The sequence below is a fragment of the Candidatus Campbellbacteria bacterium genome (assembly GCA_024653945.1).
Taxonomy (GTDB): domain Bacteria; phylum Patescibacteriota; class Minisyncoccia; order Phycocordibacterales; family EsbW-18; genus EsbW-18.
Genome location: JANLIT010000002.1, coordinates 66,769 through 83,788, shown reverse-complemented (window position 1 = coordinate 83,788; position 17,020 = coordinate 66,769). Strand labels below are relative to the sequence as shown.

General features: G+C 44.9%; 15 protein-coding genes and 3 tRNA genes. 10 read left to right on the top strand and 8 right to left on the bottom strand.

Annotated features, from left to right (window positions below):
- Window positions 1-4 precede the first annotated feature (4 nt).
- Window positions 5-75: transfer RNA gene (locus NUW02_00895), tRNA-Pro, on the bottom strand.
- Window positions 76-133: 58 nt separating this feature from the next.
- Between NUW02_00895 and NUW02_00890 the strand changes: the two genes are divergently transcribed.
- The 6 genes from NUW02_00890 (at window position 134) to NUW02_00865 (ending at window position 2,161) form a co-directional block, all read left to right on the top strand.
- Window positions 134-538 (top strand): hypothetical protein, encoded by a 405-nt coding sequence (locus NUW02_00890; protein ID MCR4274594.1) that lies wholly within the window; start codon window positions 134-136, stop codon window positions 536-538.
- Window positions 539-572: 34 nt separating this feature from the next.
- A tRNA-Pro gene (locus NUW02_00885) sits at window positions 573-643 on the top strand.
- A gap of 5 nt (window positions 644-648) precedes the next feature.
- The gene (locus tag NUW02_00880) at window positions 649-969 is read left to right on the top strand and encodes a TfoX/Sxy family protein (GenBank protein ID MCR4274593.1); all 321 of its coding nucleotides are present in this window, start codon (window positions 649-651) and stop codon (window positions 967-969) included.
- Window positions 970-1,139: 170 nt separating this feature from the next.
- Complete coding sequence (locus tag NUW02_00875; GenBank protein MCR4274592.1) at window positions 1,140-1,520, top strand: hypothetical protein; 381 nt, start codon at window positions 1,140-1,142, stop codon at window positions 1,518-1,520.
- A gap of 230 nt (window positions 1,521-1,750) precedes the next feature.
- Window positions 1,751-1,912 (top strand): hypothetical protein, encoded by a 162-nt coding sequence (locus tag NUW02_00870; protein MCR4274591.1) that lies wholly within the window; start codon window positions 1,751-1,753, stop codon window positions 1,910-1,912.
- A gap of 178 nt (window positions 1,913-2,090) precedes the next feature.
- Window positions 2,091-2,161: transfer RNA gene (locus NUW02_00865), tRNA-Gly, on the top strand.
- 123 nt (window positions 2,162-2,284) lie between these two features.
- On the opposite strand, the gene NUW02_00860 is transcribed toward NUW02_00865, so the two are convergent.
- Entirely contained in the window at window positions 2,285-2,563 is a 279-nt protein-coding gene (locus NUW02_00860) for an HU family DNA-binding protein (protein MCR4274590.1), read from the bottom strand.
- A gap of 287 nt (window positions 2,564-2,850) precedes the next feature.
- Here NUW02_00860 and NUW02_00855 point away from each other — a divergent pair, with 287 nt between their 5' ends.
- Window positions 2,851-3,204 (top strand): hypothetical protein, encoded by a 354-nt coding sequence (locus tag NUW02_00855; GenBank protein ID MCR4274589.1) that lies wholly within the window; start codon window positions 2,851-2,853, stop codon window positions 3,202-3,204.
- 83 nt (window positions 3,205-3,287) lie between these two features.
- Here NUW02_00855 and rny read toward each other — a convergent pair whose 3' ends face one another.
- From rny to nusA, 6 genes are all read right to left on the bottom strand, one after another.
- On the bottom strand, window positions 3,288-4,817 hold the full coding sequence (gene rny / locus NUW02_00850) for a ribonuclease Y (protein ID MCR4274588.1): 1,530 nt from the start codon (window positions 4,815-4,817) through the stop codon (window positions 3,288-3,290).
- A gap of 336 nt (window positions 4,818-5,153) precedes the next feature.
- On the bottom strand, window positions 5,154-5,747 hold the full coding sequence (locus NUW02_00845; protein MCR4274587.1) for an ATP-dependent Clp protease proteolytic subunit: 594 nt from the start codon (window positions 5,745-5,747) through the stop codon (window positions 5,154-5,156).
- Between the two features lie 57 nt (window positions 5,748-5,804).
- Window positions 5,805-6,845, bottom strand: coding sequence for a hypothetical protein (locus tag NUW02_00840; protein MCR4274586.1), 1,041 nt, complete (start codon window positions 6,843-6,845; stop codon window positions 5,805-5,807).
- Window positions 6,846-6,929: 84 nt separating this feature from the next.
- Window positions 6,930-7,238 carry a hypothetical protein gene (locus tag NUW02_00835; protein MCR4274585.1) on the bottom strand — a complete coding sequence of 103 codons (309 nt, stop codon included), beginning with the start codon at window positions 7,236-7,238 and terminating at the stop codon, window positions 6,930-6,932.
- Window positions 7,239-7,287: 49 nt separating this feature from the next.
- A complete protein-coding gene (locus tag NUW02_00830; GenBank protein MCR4274584.1) occupies window positions 7,288-7,911 on the bottom strand; it encodes a hypothetical protein in 624 nt (207 codons plus the stop codon).
- Window positions 7,912-8,228: 317 nt separating this feature from the next.
- Window positions 8,229-9,554: a transcription termination factor NusA gene (nusA, locus tag NUW02_00825; protein ID MCR4274583.1), complete on the bottom strand. Its 1,326-nt coding sequence runs from the start codon at window positions 9,552-9,554 to the stop codon at window positions 8,229-8,231.
- Window positions 9,555-9,872: 318 nt separating this feature from the next.
- Here nusA and NUW02_00820 point away from each other — a divergent pair, with 318 nt between their 5' ends.
- From NUW02_00820 to NUW02_00810, 3 genes are all read left to right on the top strand, one after another.
- Window positions 9,873-10,400 (top strand): hypothetical protein, encoded by a 528-nt coding sequence (locus NUW02_00820; GenBank protein ID MCR4274582.1) that lies wholly within the window; start codon window positions 9,873-9,875, stop codon window positions 10,398-10,400.
- A gap of 80 nt (window positions 10,401-10,480) precedes the next feature.
- Entirely contained in the window at window positions 10,481-12,925 is a 2,445-nt protein-coding gene (locus tag NUW02_00815; GenBank protein MCR4274581.1) for a hypothetical protein, read from the top strand.
- A 228-nt stretch (window positions 12,926-13,153) separates the two neighbouring features.
- Window positions 13,154-16,807: a hypothetical protein gene (locus tag NUW02_00810; GenBank protein MCR4274580.1), complete on the top strand. Its 3,654-nt coding sequence runs from the start codon at window positions 13,154-13,156 to the stop codon at window positions 16,805-16,807.
- Window positions 16,808-17,020: the final 213 nt, after the last annotated feature.

Below are 17,020 nucleotides of genomic sequence, written 5' to 3'. Positions count from 1 at the left end.
ACGGTCGGGCCGGAGAGAATCGAACTCTCACTACAAGACCCCCAGCCTTGTGTACTGCCACTATACGACGGCCCGAAAAATTTGGGATACTTTACTTTATCCCAAATTTATCTTGATGCGCTAGGATTGGGACATGAAAAAGTGCGAAAAAGTTTGTAAATATTGTGGAAAATCGCTCCCAGAGTCCTTCTTTGGGGTTGCTCTAACGACTGAGAAAAAAGTGTACAGGCGCAGAAAGTGTCGCGATTGTTACCGTATTACAAAACAAATGCTTATTAATCGTTATTATCAATTAATTCTAGAATACAAACAACAAAAAGGGTGTAGTAGGTGCGGAGTTGGAGATCCAAGAGTTCTTGATTTCCATCACAAAAATGGAAAAGATAAATTATTTACAGTCGGAACATTTCGTCGTGCGGTCGGTCTCTCGCGTATTAAGTCGGAAATAAATAAATGTGAAGTTGTTTGTGCAAATTGTCATCGAATATTGCACGATGAAGAAAGAAAAAATGATATAAAACAAGAAAGGGTCTATTAAAATCAGTATAGACATGATATTGTTGTTTTTGTTACGGGGCGTAGTATACCGGTAGTACGTCTGCTTTGGGAGCAGATAGACCGAGTCCGATTCTCGGCGCCCCGACACTTGTGGACGAATCATTTAAAGACTTTGTGCTGGATCAGCTTATGGCTATTCCAGACGTAACCGCACGAAAAATGTTTGGTGGTTTTGGTTTGTATGCTGAGGGGATATTTTTTGCGATTATTTCTGATAACGTGCTGTATGTAAAAACTGATAACGAAAGTAAACAGAAATTTATTGACGTAGGTATGGATTGTTTTCGTCCAAGCAAGGAGCAGGTGCTGAAAAACTATTATGAAGTTCCCACAGACGTGCTTGAAGATAGGGAAGTGCTTACAGAGTGGGTGTTAAAAGCAATTCACACAGTGTCTAGGAAGAAAAAATAAGAAAGGCTACACTGGGTGTGGTAGTTTATTTTTAATACTTTTAGTACATGAATCCCGTTAGAGGCCGCGGTCGCTTCCGGGATTGTATGGTGGATAATGAGTAGTTGTTTTACTAGAATAATTTGCAGGTTTCGGAAATTTTCAATGACCGCGACCTGCCTCTAAACGGGATGAATACAAAACTTATTCAGTGGGTGTTGCGAATTGCGGTTGCTGGAGAATTTATTGGTCATGGTATGTTAGCCCTTGATGGAAAAGAACAGTGGCTCGGTTGGATACAAAAATTAACTGGTGCTGACCTCGGTACTGCAATAACGCTTCTTATGTTGATTGGTGTTGCTGATATGTTTGTTGCGCTTGTTGTTCTTCTCAAACCAATTCGCGTTGTGTTGTTGTGGGCAGTGTTGTGGGGATTTTGGACCGCACTTCTTCGTCCAATTGTTGGAGAATCAATCTGGGATTTCATTGAACGATTTGCAAACTGGGGAGCCCCTCTCGCACTTTTGTTGATGCTGTCGTGGCCACGAACACTACGTGAGTGGTTTCGATAGATGTAATAAATCCCGTTAGAGAACTTGGGTGACACACAAGACGTTGTATTGAAATATTCTCTAACGGGATAAAAAATAAAGAAAATAAGGGCGCATAAAATTACCCTGATGCAACATGGTGGTGATTTTGGTTGACAAACACAGACACATTGCTATACTCATGCGCCTGCCTGCCGGCAGGCAGGAATTCGCACCATGCGGATACCATTGCCAATTAACCTATTGTATATATGTCAGATTTAGACGATATTACACTTCCAACAGATGGTGATGAAAGTCCTGCGGCAACGCCTCTTGAGAACGACCCCGAGGATGAGGCACCTGAGGTTGGTGAAGATGGAGAAGGTGCGGACGAGGATGAATCAGATGCTGACGGCTCATCGGCTGAGTAGTGCACGTTTTACATACTCTTGATTGACGCGCCCACCTCATACGAGGCGGGCGCGTCTGCGTAGGTAGGCGTTGTCGTTTCTCAATTTTTTGGTACCATGCTTCTACGTGTTGCTTGTGCATTGAGTAGGTATTGTTCGGATATTGTCTGGCGGGTTTACCCGCCGAAGCGCAGCGAAGGCGGGATTAGTTAAGTGGCATAACTCCAGTTTTCCAAACTGGTGTCGCCGGTCCGATTCCGGCATCCCGCACACACAAAACAAAAACACCACCTTGCGGCGGCAACGGTCGCTTTCAGTGACCGAAAATTAAATGATTGTATACAAAAAATCTCCCGAAGGAGATTTTTTGTATGTGGGACAATGAAATGAAAATTATTTTCCTTTCACTGCTTCTTTGAGTGCCTTTGCTGCTGAAAACTTTGGCACTTTTGTTGCGGGAACATTTACTAATGCTCCTGTGCGTGGGTTGCGTGCTGTTCGTGCTGCGCGGGCGCGAACTTTGAACGCACCCAATCCAGCGATTGCAACTTCACCTCCGCCTTTAAGCGTTGATGTAATTGAATCAATGACTGTGTCCATGATGCGCTCTGCGTCTGCCTTGGTAACACCATGACGTTCTGCAATGCGCTCGACAAGTGCTGCTTTATTCATATTTTTTGATAACCACTAGTGGTTGGTAATGGTTTTTATTCGACCGTATACAAAAGTATAGCAACGAAGCCGTTTTTTAAGCAATACCCCTAGAGAATAGTGTGGATATGAAGAGAAAGGGCGGTGAGTTGACATTTTCTATATAAAAATGTATAACTATCGAAGATTACAATTTCAACGTAACATTTTTCTAGGTAGAGAGGGAGTGAACAATGGTGTGTGCATCTGAAGTCATTTCACCGAGGAAGAGGGTTGTGTGCTCTGGCCTACTGAGTGGCCAGGGTGTCGTGCTCGGACACCTATTCAAAGAGGTTTGGTATGGTGAGCGGGAAGAGGGGTGGCTCATCTACCTGGTTCTGGACCTCCAGACCCTGCGGGTTCTGGAGATTTCTGATGACCATGTTCACTTGGAGCTCGTTCCAGGATGTTTCTGGCCCGAAATGGTTCTTCCGAACGGTACGCGAGTTTCCTGCAACACTAAGGGTGCTCGCGTGGGAACTGGCATCATCGAAGGCAACGAGATACGAGAAGACATTTGTTGTGGAAAAACGTATACGTGGGTAAACTACCACGTTCGTGACGTGGCAACGGGTCGTCTGGTACTTGTTGCTGAGGCGTGGATCGAACCACTACCCGAGTGAAACTCGCGAAGGTTCTTTAAAGCGACAAAGGTCGGCCCCATGGTGGAGCCGACCTTTTTTGTTACACGTTACATGTTATATGACTACCGGGCGTATTCTATAACTCTATTCTCGCGAATCACATTAACCTTAATTTCTCCAGGGAATTTTAATTCCTTTTCAATACGGTCAGCGATACTGCGTGCCATTGTTTTTGCTTCAATGTCGGTAATTTTCTCCGGATTGATGAAAATACGAATCTCACGTCCCGCTTGAATCGCATATGCTTTCTCAACACCTTCAAATGATGTAGCAATATTTTCCAAATCACTCAAACGCTTAAGGTAATTTTCAACGGTGTCACGTCGTGCGCCAGGACGACTCCCTGAAACAGCGTCAGCAACCTGCACGATGATTGATTCAATGGTTTCGTATGGATATTCCTCATGGTGCGCCTGCATTGCTTTAATGATTGCTTCGTCGGCACCAAATTTTTGCAAAATACGTCGTCCGATTTCAACATGTGTTCCTTGAATTTCGTGGTCAACTGCTTTTCCGATGTCGTGCACGAGTGCTCCTGCTTTTGATACAGCAACATCAGCTCCTAATTCTTCCGCAAGCATGCCAGCGAGGTGTGACATTTCAACCGAGTGTTGCAATACGTTTTGTCCGTAACTCGTGCGGAAATGTAAACGTCCGAGAATAGAAATAATGCGCGGGTCAAGTGTAAACACGCCAGCGTCGTATGCTGCCTGCTCACCTTTTTCTTTAATAATATTGTTGACTTCAAGTCGTGCTTTCTCAACCTCTTCTTCAATTCGTGCTGGTTGAATACGCCCGTCTTTAATGAGGCGCTCCAAAGCTAATTTGGCGACCGCGCGTCGTACGGGGTCAAATGATGAGAGAATAATGAGTCCCGGTGTGTCATCTACCACAACCTCAACACCAGATGCGCGTTCAAATGCTTTGATGTTACGCCCCTCTTTGCCGATGATTTTTCCCTTCATGTCGTCACTTGGCAAATCAACAGATGATGACATTACGTCGGAGGACACATTACTTCCAAGTCGGTGAATGGACGTAACCAAAATATCCTGTGCCTTCTTTTCCAGTTGTTCTTTGCCACCAATCTCAAGTTTGTGCATGCGCACCATGAGATCTTCCTCGTATTTTTTCTCAACTTCTTTAATGAATAAATCCTTCGCCTCTTCTTCGGTGAGGTGTGAGAGTGATTGCAACTCATGCTGGCGCTTCTCCGTTAATTTTTCTGCATCTTCGCGCAAAACCTTCACCTCTTCAATTTTTTGTTTAAATTCTTCGCCTGTTTGGTCTATATCGGTCTGGCGTTTATCAAGCAATTCCTCTTTCTTAATGAGGCGTTCCTCGGTCTTTTTTAGTTTCTCATCAAGTTCGCGGGCCTCGGTGCGTCCACTCGACAGTGTTTCTTGAGCTTTCTTTTCGGCATTTTCAAGAACCTTGTTTGCTTCCTCCTGTGCTTCAAGCAACTTACGTTTTATTTCAAGCTCAACAGACCCGCGCTGACCAAGAGAGACAAGGTAGCGTAGGAAATATCCGAGAGCGATACCAACCAAACCCGCGGCTGCGAGAAGGAAGGCGACAAGTTTTAAATCCATACGGTTTTAGGAAACCGCTATGAAATTTTTGAAAAAATTAAAGACCCACAGTAAGAATTGGTAGAAAAGAAAGACGTTTCAAGAGTTGTACTGATAGGGTATTCATATACTTTACAAAATTTTCAAGCAAGCTTCACGGTTTAATTGTTGTAATGCACACATCATACGCTCTATTTGTATGTGTGGCAAGTCATGATTGTTAAAAGCACAAAATTCAAAGCACAAAGTTCAAAAATAGGAGAAAACACAAAACCAGGGGCTAATTCGTGCGCCTACCTGCCGGCAGGCAAGAATTAGCCCCTGGTTTTCCAGTATCTAGTCTCCGGTATCCAATCTCTACTTCTTTCCCGTCTTTTTCGTCAAAATATCGTCAATAACACCATATTTCTTTGCCTCTGTTGCTGAAAGGTAGAAGTCGCGTTCAATGTCTTTCGCAACCTTGTCGTATGTTTGACCCGTATTATCAGCCATCATTTGTGTCAAATTCTTCTTTATTTTGATGATTTGCTCAGCGGTAATGGCAATATCTGTTGCTTGCCCTTCAATGTGACCAGTGAGTGGCTGGTGAATCATGATTTCGGCATTTGGGAGGGCAAAACGCTTTCCTTTGGCTCCGGCTGACAAAATCCATGAACCTCCTGAAGCCGCAAGACCAACACATACCGTAGAAACATCAGGTTTGATGTGATTCATCGTATCAATAATAGCGAGAGCTGCTGTAACAGAACCCCCCGGGGAGTTGATGTAGAAAGAAATGTCCTTGTCCGTTTCCTGTGACTCAAGGTGGAGGAGTTGGGCAATAATGATGTTTGCGGCATGGTCATCAATCGGTCCGCCTAAAAAGATAATGCGGTCTTTGAGCAGGCGAGAGTAGATGTCGTACGCGCGCTCGCCGAACTGGGACTTTTCAATAACGGTAGGTATTAACATATATAGGTAGAAGTAAGTATTAAGAAGTAAGTAGTAAGATGGCCAAGTTCACTCATTTTACACCTGTTTTTCTAGGAATTCCAGCACCTTTTGATTGGCGAGCGTGGTTGCGATGTAGGCCTCAACATTAGCTCTTTTCGCATCTTTGTGGTGTTCAAGAATGTGGTCGGTTTCTTTTTTGATTTCCTCGGGAGTTGCTTGCAGATTTTCTTTCAATCCGATTTCGTGAAGAATGAGTTGGTTCTTTGCGCTTTTCTCCGCATCACTATGCCACTCGCCCCTAAGATCTTCCTGCGTTTTTTTGATATGCTCCATATACTCAATGACGTTCATTCCAAAACGTTCAATGTCTCCTGTAAATTGTGCAAACATCTTATCCAACTCTGCTTCAATGAGAATGTCAGGAAGTGCAATGTTCGTGTGTGTAAGGATGTCGTTCATGATTGCAATGCGCAGTTCATCTTGTGCGCGGTGACGTTTGTCGTGCATGATTCCTTCACGAATTTTTTGCTTAAAATCTTCCACACTGTTAAATGCACCAAATGTTTTAACAAGATCGTCGGTTAATTCGGGAAGTGGGTCCGCACTCTTTGTTTCAATGCCGTTCTTTTTGTTTTCTACATCTCGCTGTTGTCGTACTGTGTTATCAACAAACGTTGCCACATCCTCATCGGTTACAAGGATTTCTTTTTTTGTGTGTTCGAGGGCGTGCTGACGTGCAAGTTTTTTGTATGCGGGAAGTTCAAATTTTGGAAATACTGCCGTGGTGATTTTGAATCCAAGAGGATTGTCCGCAGCTAATTTTGTGATGGTGACATCGGGCCGTCCAATGGCGTCAATGTCATGATGTACCAGCATTTTTGGATAGTGTTCAGAGAGCGCATGTTCAGCCATTTCGGTAAAAAGCGCCTGTTCGCCAATGCGTTCTATCACCATTTTTTCAGGAACGTGTCCTTTGCGAAATCCGTCTACGCCAATGTCTTCCCCAAGCTCTTTAACGACATGTGCGCGGTGTTTTTCCAACTCTTCGTGCGGAAGTTCACCCTCAATGGTGACGGTGCCGTTGTCGTTTTTTGTTATTTTATGATTTGTGTACATATGCGCGAGAAGTGTACCAGTATCAATACAAAATGAAAAGACCCACACAATACTGTGTGGGTCTTTTCACGTTTCATTATTTATTTACTGAGTATTTATCTGTGCATTAAGCTGTTGCAAATCTGCATCAGTTTGTGCATCAAGTGCATCAAGTTCGTTTTGTTGTGCTTGAATGTCAGCTTGAATATCAACAATATCATTTGAGTTTGACGTAACGTCGCCCTGAAGCTGTTGGATCTCAGCCGCATCGCGCTCTGCTTTCTGTGCTTGTAATTGTGCGAAGAGATAATATCCTCCAATTGCAAGGACGATAATAACAACAATGATACCGACAACTGGACCATTTTGTTTGTCCGATTGTGGCATGCCTTCTATGTTTTGCATTTGATCCATATGCTTCTGTAAGGTGTTACCTATAATGTTGTTTAGTATACCTCAAAGGTTAGTCATTGTCGTCTTCCTTGTTGTCAGATACTCCCTTTTTAATAGAGTTGATCGCGTCCGAGAGCTTTGCGCGCGCATTCTTAAGGAGTTCTTTGACTGCCTTAAATTCTTCTCGAACACTCTTTAGTGCAGTTGATGGTGTTGTGGTTGCAACTGCGTCGGTAAGGTCAATGGCGTCAAGTGCTTTTTGTGCGTCACTAATACCTTTCTTTGCGTCGTCTAAGAATCCTTGTGCTTCATCAAGAGAGCTACCGTCGGCCTTAAGAAGGTCAATGCGCTCTTGAACACGAACTGCGATTTTTCCCATGCGATCAATCGCATTTTGAAATCGTTCCTCAAGACGGTTAAGAATATTGGTAATAACCTCCGCGCGCTTTGTGTCAAACCGTACACGCATTTCGTCCCTTCGTTCCTGCATTTTTTCTCTCAAACCCTCCATCCTATCTCCAAACATCATCTTGTCTCTCCAACCACCCCTGTCTCCACGCTCATCTTTATCTTTTTGGTTTTCTCTGCGTTCCTGTTTTGACGAGGTTGAGTCAATTGAGTCTTCTGCGTGAAGAAGGGCAAATGGACTTGCTAACAATACAACCGCGAGTGTTCCTATAAGAAATTTTTTCATACGATTTCACAAAATCGCGTCGCGCAACTGTTGATTTTACGAAATCATGTCACGTACCTGATTCCGCGGAATCATGTCACGTTAACGTCAACTAAAACGTGACTTAAGACGTGACACAGGGCGCGACGTATAATTGTGTAGTAATTAGTAATTAATAGATAGTGGCTACAATAATGTACAACCCAGAGCAGGTCGTCAACTGTGTATGTGCAAAAGAGGTCGGTACGTTACGCGGTTGGCGTCCAAACTCGTTTCACAACTGCCATGAAACACTTTATCTAGATTTTATTTTTATTTTATCTCCGCCAAAATACCCTTTATTTGTCCCCTTTTTCAGGAGTGCCAGTTTCTTTTTCGGGTGTAGTTGTTTCATCCTTTGAAACTTCGGTTTCGGATGGTTGGTCTGCCTCTTTTGAAATTTCAGACGCTCCTTCCGTTTCACCATCTTCGGCACCTTCTTCTGTGCCGGCGGAGCGGATATCAATGCGCCATCCTGTCAATTTTGCTGCGAGACGAACGTTTTGTCCTCCGCGTCCGATGGCAAGTGATTGCTGGTCTTCGGTTACGCGAACAACTGCGCTATGTGTTTCTTCGTCAACAATTTCAACAGACAACACTTTTGCCGGAGAGAGTGCATCTTCAATAAAGTGCTCGGCGGTTTCGGACCACTCAATAACATCAATTTTTTCTCCAGCGAGTTCAGACATGACAGTTGAAACACGAACACCGCGTTGTCCAACAAGCGAACCAACAGGATCAATGTGTTCATCGTTTGAGAACACCGCAACCTTTGAACGACTTCCCGGCTCGCGTGCGATTGCTTTTATTTCAACAACACCTTGTGCAACTTCTGGTGATTCGTTTTCAAAAAGACGAACGAGAAATTGTGGGTGTGAACGTGACATGCGCAAAAAGACGCCACGAGGTGTTTCCTCAACTTTAAAAAGATATGCGCGAATACGTTCGCCCGCACGGAATCGTTCACCAGGAATTTGTTCATCGTAGGGCAAGATTCCAACGGCGCGTCCAAGGTCTACAAACACGTTTCCGCGCTCAACGCGTTGCACCGTTCCGGACAGAATTTCTCCTTCACGTTCACCATATTCATGTGAGAGGTGCTCTTTTTCTGCCTCGCGAATTTTTTGAATGATAACCTGCTTTGCAGTTTGTGCGGCGATGCGTCCGAAGTCGTCATGCATTTCAAGAGGGAATACAATCTCATCACCAACTTTTGCATCTTTTTTAATTTTCTTCGCATCTTCAAGCAACATGTGCTTTTCAGTGTTGAAAAGGGGAAGTTTTATTTCATCCTCAACAACATCTGTAGCACGTGGAGCATCGCCTGTTGCAACAAGAATTTTTTTTGTTTGTGATGCATCCGTTTCTTCTAAAATTTCGTCATCCGCGTCTTCTTTGAAGCGAACAGTCGAATCATCAACAATTGTTTTGATTTGTTCAAACTCTGTCGTACCAGTGTTGATGTCAAATCGTGCACGCACAACCTGGTCACGCTTGCCGTACTCTTTTTTGTACGCAGTAGCGAGAGCAAATTCAATTGCCTCCATAACTTTTTCTTTTGTAACACCCCGCTCTTCCTCAAGTTCTCCGAGGACTGTGGTAAGTGCTTTGATATCAAATGGCATATGTGGATAGGGTTAAGTAGTAAGTAGAATGTAGTAAGTAGAAAGTGGTATGTAGAAAGTAGTATGTATTAAGAATAAAAAACTAAACCAAAACTAATTGCCAACACCTAACCCAATACTTTAAACAAAAATCGCGACCATTCTGGCGCGACATTCCTCTCTGCACTAACACCATGGAGCATACTCCCCATTGTGGCAAAAGTCAATGACATCTGTATATCCACAGATGCGATATGGTAGACCACCCGTGGCGTGTACTATATAAGGTGTATTATTTGTAGTACTACATACAACATTTATTCTACTAACCTTTTATATATGGAAGACATGCGCACAACACCACTTAGTCAGGAAGTTTCTGGCGGAATGCCGACACAAGGACACCACATGAAACCACTTCGTGTGTTTCTGATTATTTTGCTTATTATTCTCATTGGGTGGGGACTCTTTGCTCTTCTGAACAAACAACCAGTAGCTCCTGTAGAAGAAGAAAAGGATTACACGTCTGAAGTTGCCGAACAAGGACAGATTATTGCAGGTTTTCCGCAGGAACTTCTACCTGAAGAAGGTGTCACTATTGGTACTAGTGCAAAACTTACGTACACAAACCGTAACGAACAGCTTCCAACAGTTGAATATGTGTCGGCAAAGACACTCGAGGAAAACATCGCTCTTTTCAAGAATCTTTTGACCACACAAGGGTGGACGATTGTGAAAGAGGCAACACCTACAGAGAATCCTGTGACTAATTTCTATGCCACAAAGGACGGAAATGATGTAAATATAACGCTTTCCAGTGGTGCTACGGGTGTGAAGGTGCACATTGCGTACGTTGCTCGACAATAATAAATACTATTACCACTATAAGTCGGAGGAGTTTAGCTCCTCCAGAGGAGCCAAACTCCTCCGCCTTATCACTTATTCCTATGACCACACACACTGTATCTAAAATAAGTAACACCACACTTCTCCTCGCCACCCTCACGGTCTTCGGTGCTTTTTTTGTTGCACCAACACCCGCGTATGCAACATGCGTTCCTAATCCACGAGCAGACCTCCGTCAGCCAAACGGTAATCCATTTAGCGTTACCAGCAATCTTCCCACGTCAATTGAAGTAAAAAATTTCTCAACAGAGTGTACGTATTCAATTCACATGGCTACATACAAGGTATTTGATGAGTGGCAAGGGGGCTCGGGGACGACATTCCTTGCAACACAAACGCTCTATAGTGATGCCACGAATTCAATTGGACCTGGTATAACAAGAACAATATCAAGGTCACAACCTTCCACGTGTCAATATCAATCCGATTTCTTTGAAGGTCCAAGTGCACCCACAACAAACCCAGATTTTGCACAAATGCCGGCCTACACGGTTTTTGACTATGAATTTGCGTCCTACCCTCTGCCTTTGTGTGGACCACACCTTACCGTTACTAAAACTGTTATTAACAACAGTGGCGGAACCGCACTCGTTTCGGCCTTTCCTTTGCGCGTAAATACCACATCAGTAACAAGTGGTGCCAGCAACTACTTTCACGCAGGAACATACACCGTGTCTGAAACCAATCTTCCTGGATATACGGCCGGCACGTGGGGAGGCGATTGTACTGCAAGTGGTTCTGTAACACTCGCCGGAGAACAGAATAAGACGTGTACGATTACCAACGATGATATTGCTAATCCACCACCGACAGTCGCCCTTAGGGGTCGCATTGCAAATACGGGTGGTTATACGAACGGACCAATCTCACTACCAGCAACGGGTGGTTCAATAGATCTTCAATGGATAACAACAAACAACCCAACAACGTGTACTGCATCCGCTTCGCCGACAGTTGCTGGGTGGAGTGGAACAAAAGGAGTTTCTCCAACAAATGTGCAAGCAGGTATTGTGAACGGCACTTCAAACAGAACATACACCATCATTTGTTCAAATGCAGGAGGAAGTGACAGTGACAGTGTTTCGGTAACGGTCCCCGTCGCCCCCCCAACAGCTCTTATCTGTTCCCCGACACCAGTAATAGTTCCTCTCAACACGAACCAACAATTTACAGCAACAAATGGTTCTGGAACATACAGTTGGACAGGAGGAGGTACGCCGGCAACCGGTGGAAACACGGCGACATTTACAACACAATGGGGTACTGCGGGTGCAAAATCAGTCGTTGTCACGCGGGGTATAGAAACTGCTACCTGTGCTGTAACGGTTTCTGCAGTACCGCCTGTAGGACTCGCATGTTCTCCTGCAACACAACAAAAAGGAGTTCTTGTTCCAGCATCTATCGAAGCACAAAATGCAACTATTCCATACACATGGAATACGGGCGGGAGCCCTACGTGTGAGGCAAACGTTTCACCATGTACCCCAGCGTACGCAGTCGCAAACACAAAAACAGTGAGCTTAACTAGCGGGGGTGTCACAAGAACATGTGACGTTGTTGTCAAAGGAAGTGTGCGGGTTGTATCAAACCAACCAACAACATGGAGTATCACAAGAAGCAGTGGTGCACCGCTTGAACAGGACACACCATCACAAAGTGAAACGTATGCAAACCAAAAACCGGGCGATTACACCATTTCAAACGTTCCAACACTTCCAAACTTTACAGGTCCAGTTATTGAACCAGCAACGGCATCACAAAGTATCCCAGATACAGGTTCCGACATCACCTTTACAATTACCTATACTCCAATTGGAGACGACGACGATGATACGGGTCCCAAGCTTGACCTTAAGGCAGGTGAAGTTGGTGGTCCGCTATCAGATGGACCAGTGAGAGTTTTGTACAACAAATCAGCAACGCTTTCTTGGACGAGTAGGGGTGTGGGTTCGTGTGTTGCTAGTGGTGGTTGGACAGGTACTAAACCTGATAATGGCACGTTGCCAAGTAATCCAATTACTTCTGATGACTTGCTCATGTTCACCATTACGTGTACCAAAGTCGTAGTTCCAACTGCAGCTGTAACTGTGGCCGCAACGAGCGGTACTCTTTCGGATTCAGTACAAATTGGAACGCGCCCACCGCAGTGTTCCGATATGTTAGACAATGATGGCGATACTTTTGTTGATTATCTTGGTAAAGATGGAATTCGCGGCACAAGAGATGACGACCCAGGGTGCACGAGCGGGGAAGATGATAGTGAAAGTGATCAAAAACCTCCGCAGTGTGATGTTGACCCGACAGATCCACGCTGTAAACCGGCGCCAATTAAACCAGTAACACAATGTAACAACGGACTTGATGATGATGGTGATGGAAAGATTGATTACTGGGAAGTTACCCCTCCCAATAAAGAAGCCGACCCAGGATGTGCAAGTGAATTGGACCCATCGGAGTTAGACGACCCAACAATTGAAGAGATATAAGTAGCTTGTAGCTTGTAGCTTGTAGCTTGTAGCTTGTAGGAAGTAGGAAGCAATTCAAATAGCAAATAGCAAATAACAAAAAATAGAAAGAAAAGCCCCGCCTACGCACAGTGTGCTAGGCGGGGCTTTTTATTAACACTCGCAATTGGTATTAGTTGTATACAGCGGTACTATACTAACAGTACACTGAGAACGATTGCTGTTCTCAACAACAAACTATTTTATATTATGTTTTTTCTAAAACACACACGTCTTTTAAAAAATATTTCAGCTGGCATGCTCGTTGGGTGTGCGCTCTTTGTCGCGTGGTCGCTCATCAGTCCGCAGCCAGTTCTTGCTATAGAACAGTGTCCACCAGAGGAGTATCCCTGTGATCAACCTGTTGCCATAACGTCGTTCTCTGCAAGTCCAACCTCAGTTGGTTCTGGTCAAACCACTACACTTACTTGGAACTCTAGTCACGCATATATTTGTTCTGGTAGTGGTCCTGGTTTTGGACCACAATTACCAGTAGACGGCTCTGATGCATCAACCGCACTCACAACCACAACAACATTTACGATTACATGCGAAAATGATTCATACTCATTATCCCGCGATGTTACTGTCACCGTTACTGGCGCTTCGTACACCGTGTTGGGAAGAACGTCACCTACATCTGGAGCACAGGGTACTATTTCTCCAGCTTCGAGATCTGTTAGTTCCGGTGGTAGCACAACTTTCACCGTTACTCCAAATGCTAATTACACCGCATCGGCCTCGGGTTGTGGAGGAACACTTAATGGAACAACCTTTACCACGGGGCCAATTATGGCCAATTGTACAGTTACTGCAACATTTACTCCCGTCGCCGTTACCGAGTACACACTCACCATTAATCCAAATTCAATAGGGTACGGCACTTTGTACATTACAGCGCCTGTGGGAGTTTCTGGTGGTAACGGTATTGATTGTGGTAATGTTTCGGGCCACACAAATTGTACAGAAACGTATAATGCCAACACGGTTGTATCTTTAACTGGTTATTTTGGGGATGGGACAGATTGGGGCGGATGGACAGCTTCCTCTAACTGTGTGGGTGGTTCGGTTACTATGTCTGGTGGAGACAAAACGTGTACGCCGACAACTATTGCCTGTAATCCTGATAGCTATATTAAAGGTGTAGATGGCCAATCCTTTTCCTATCCCGATAGCGATAAGATAACAACCAACCCAGCCACTGGTCAGGCGTCAATCACGGTGAAGAACACATCTCCCCGTTGTTCGTTCCCTGTGAGTCTGGTGTCTTGGTATGTGTTCAGGGCGTGGGGTGCTTCCGATTATCTTTCCACACAAATCCGGAAAAGTATCACTTCGTTTACAATGCTACCGGACACATCAGGAACAGGAGCGGGCTACTCTCACACTTTCTCGGTACCATATCCCTCGTCGGGTTCTCCGGTGAACTGTGCGTATCAAATTGACCTTGTGTCAGATGGAGCTCCAAATCCTCCTGATTATACCGATTATTTGTACGCCGCAAAGACGGGTTCCGTACCTCGATGTATTGCATCCTGTTCACCACTTTCTTCATCAATCACAGCTGGAAGCAGTGTCACACTTACGGCCTCTGGGGGTATCGGCACAACATACCAATGGGATATGGACGGTGGAACAACGGCGTGTTCTACCCAATCATGTACCCGTACGTTTTCAACTCAAGGGACCTATGATGTTAGGGTAAGAAAAGGCTCAAATGAACCTTGGTCAGAGCTCCCCACTCCTTGGACTAATGAATCTGAATCCTGCCGAGTTATCGTGACTGCACCAGCCTTCAACTTCACGGTGGCAGACGCAGGCGATAAAAGTGTCGTGCAAGGACTATCGGTCACCAACACAATCACCGTTACAAAAACAGCAGGAACTGCAGCCTCTGTTGCGCTCACGTCATCAGGAATTCCAAGTGGTGCATCTGCTTCATATTCTTCAACACCTTGTACACCAAACCTGACGTGTACGCCCGCGCCTATATTGACGATTAATAGTGGAACTGCTACTGCAGGTACCTACCCCATTACCGTTACTGGTACATCAGGAGCAACTGTTCGTTCGGATACATTTAATCTGACGATTACTGCACTCCCAGCACCAACCGTTAATCTTCAAGGAAAACAGTCAGGCGGTAGTTCATATGGTGAAGGTCCATTGTCACTTCCTGCCGGAGGAGCAAACGTTGATTTGCAATGGATAGTTTCTGGAAATGCAACGTCATGTACGGCATCAGCATCACCGGCGGTTACGGGGTGGACTGGTTCAAAAACATACTCTCCCAATGGTACGTATGCGCAGACAAGTATTGCAAACGGCGCGACCGTACGGACATACACAATCACCTGTGCAAACGCAGGGGGAAGCGCAACGGATAGTGTTCTTGTGAATATCACACCAACAGCAACACTCACCGCGACAGCAAATCCTATTACTTATAACACCACCGCAACACTTAACTGGAGTTCAACAAATGCAACATCGTGTTCGGTGACCGCTGGAGGAACGTCAGGTTTTGTTATTCCTGCCAACACACCAGCGGGTTCAGACACATCAATAGCACTTACCAGCGCAACAACATTTACAATTACCTGTTCTGGCCCAGGAGGAACGAGTGCACCCGCAAGTGTGACGGTGAACGTGGGTCCAACATGTTCACCCGCAACCCAACCCATAGGTGTTGAAGTTCCCGTCACTCTCACTGCAGGCGGAGGTAACGGAACATACACATGGGATACCAGCAATGGTGGTGTGGGTGGCGGAACCGCATGTAATTCATTTGGTTCTTCTTGTGTAACAACATACATAACCGAAGGAACACCAAAAACCGTGACCGTTACAAGCAACTCATTAACTGCTCAATGTTCTGTGGATGTGGTTGGAAATATTATCGTAAGGTCAAACATACCAACAGCGTGGGACATCACTGGTCCCGTTTTGATACACGAACCAGGCCAAATAATCGGTCCTATATCATACGGAGATATTCTAGGAGGGTATGACTATACAATTTCAGCAGACAAACCCGGATATACTCTTGTGGTGAGGAGTGCAAAAAATCTTGTGTTACCAACTCATTCACAAACAATTTCATCTTTAGGTGGTTCAATTACCTTCAATCTTACCTACACACCAGATGCATCCTCGGGCACCGTAAATTTGTATGTGAATAATGTTTCCGTTCCAGTTGATGTTCTCATCGGTGTCCCAGTAAACCTTACGTGGGAGACGACAAATGTACAAAACTGCGAAGGCACTGGAGGTGTACCAAACTGGATTGGTGCAAAAACGGATGACGGTAGCGAGGCAAGCGGTGTGATTATGGCCGACAATACAGTGTTTACACTTACCTGCACCAATATTGATAACGGTCTTGAAATCTCTGACTCGGTCACTGTCGATGTGCACTACGCGGAATGTTTTGATGAGATAAACAACGATGACGGGGATGCATTTATTGATTTTGCAGGTGCAGATGGAAATCTTTTAACTCCAGATGATAATGACCCGGGATGTGGTTCGTGCCAAAGTGACAATCCGGCACTGTGTCCAACATCATGTATCGGAGCATTATGTGATCCGACTGAATATGATGCACCTATTCCACAGTGTCGTGACGGTGAGGACAATGAAAGTACACCCGACGGCCTCATTGATTACCCAGCTGACCCCGGATGTACAACTACTGAAGACAACGATGAGCGAGATCTCCCTATTGCACAGTGTAATGACACATTTGATAATGATGGCGATGGGCTAAAGGATTTTGATGGAGCGGGTGGCCCAGTAGATCCAGGATGTGCAGACCCACTCGACAATTCAGAGCTTGATGATCCAGATGTTGAAGAAAGATAAGTGGGAAGTAGAAAGTAGTAGGTAGAAAGCCAAGAGTAGAAAGTAGGAAGTAGTAAGTAGTAAGGAAAGCCCCGCTCGTACTCGAGCGGGGCTTTGCGCATGGGATGTTGCATTTATGAGAGGGATTGAGTATAGTTGTTTTCACAAGGCCGGAGAAAGTAGGCAGACTCACACGTACAAGAGTCAGAGGTCCTACTGAGGTCGACCACTCTT

Bases quoted from the DNA above. Each gene is read 5' to 3' on its own strand.
- NUW02_00890 (MCR4274594.1), top strand. From the start codon at position 134: ATGAAAAAGTGCGAAAAAGTTTGTAAATATTGTGGAAAATCGCTCCCA.
- NUW02_00875 (MCR4274592.1), top strand. From the start codon at position 1,140: ATGAATACAAAACTTATTCAGTGGGTGTTGCGAATTGCGGTTGCTGGA.
- NUW02_00870 (MCR4274591.1), top strand. From the start codon at position 1,751: ATGTCAGATTTAGACGATATTACACTTCCAACAGATGGTGATGAAAGT.
- NUW02_00860 (MCR4274590.1), bottom strand. From the start codon at position 2,563: ATGAATAAAGCAGCACTTGTCGAGCGCATTGCAGAACGTCATGGTGTT.
- rny (MCR4274588.1), bottom strand. From the start codon at position 4,817: ATGGATTTAAAACTTGTCGCCTTCCTTCTCGCAGCCGCGGGTTTGGTT.
- NUW02_00845 (MCR4274587.1), bottom strand. From the start codon at position 5,747: ATGTTAATACCTACCGTTATTGAAAAGTCCCAGTTCGGCGAGCGCGCG.
- NUW02_00840 (MCR4274586.1), bottom strand. From the start codon at position 6,845: ATGTACACAAATCATAAAATAACAAAAAACGACAACGGCACCGTCACC.
- NUW02_00835 (MCR4274585.1), bottom strand. From the start codon at position 7,238: ATGGATCAAATGCAAAACATAGAAGGCATGCCACAATCGGACAAACAA.
- NUW02_00830 (MCR4274584.1), bottom strand. From the start codon at position 7,911: ATGAAAAAATTTCTTATAGGAACACTCGCGGTTGTATTGTTAGCAAGT.
- nusA (MCR4274583.1), bottom strand. From the start codon at position 9,554: ATGCCATTTGATATCAAAGCACTTACCACAGTCCTCGGAGAACTTGAG.
- NUW02_00820 (MCR4274582.1), top strand. From the start codon at position 9,873: ATGGAAGACATGCGCACAACACCACTTAGTCAGGAAGTTTCTGGCGGA.
- NUW02_00815 (MCR4274581.1), top strand. From the start codon at position 10,481: ATGACCACACACACTGTATCTAAAATAAGTAACACCACACTTCTCCTC.
- NUW02_00810 (MCR4274580.1), top strand. From the start codon at position 13,154: ATGTTTTTTCTAAAACACACACGTCTTTTAAAAAATATTTCAGCTGGC.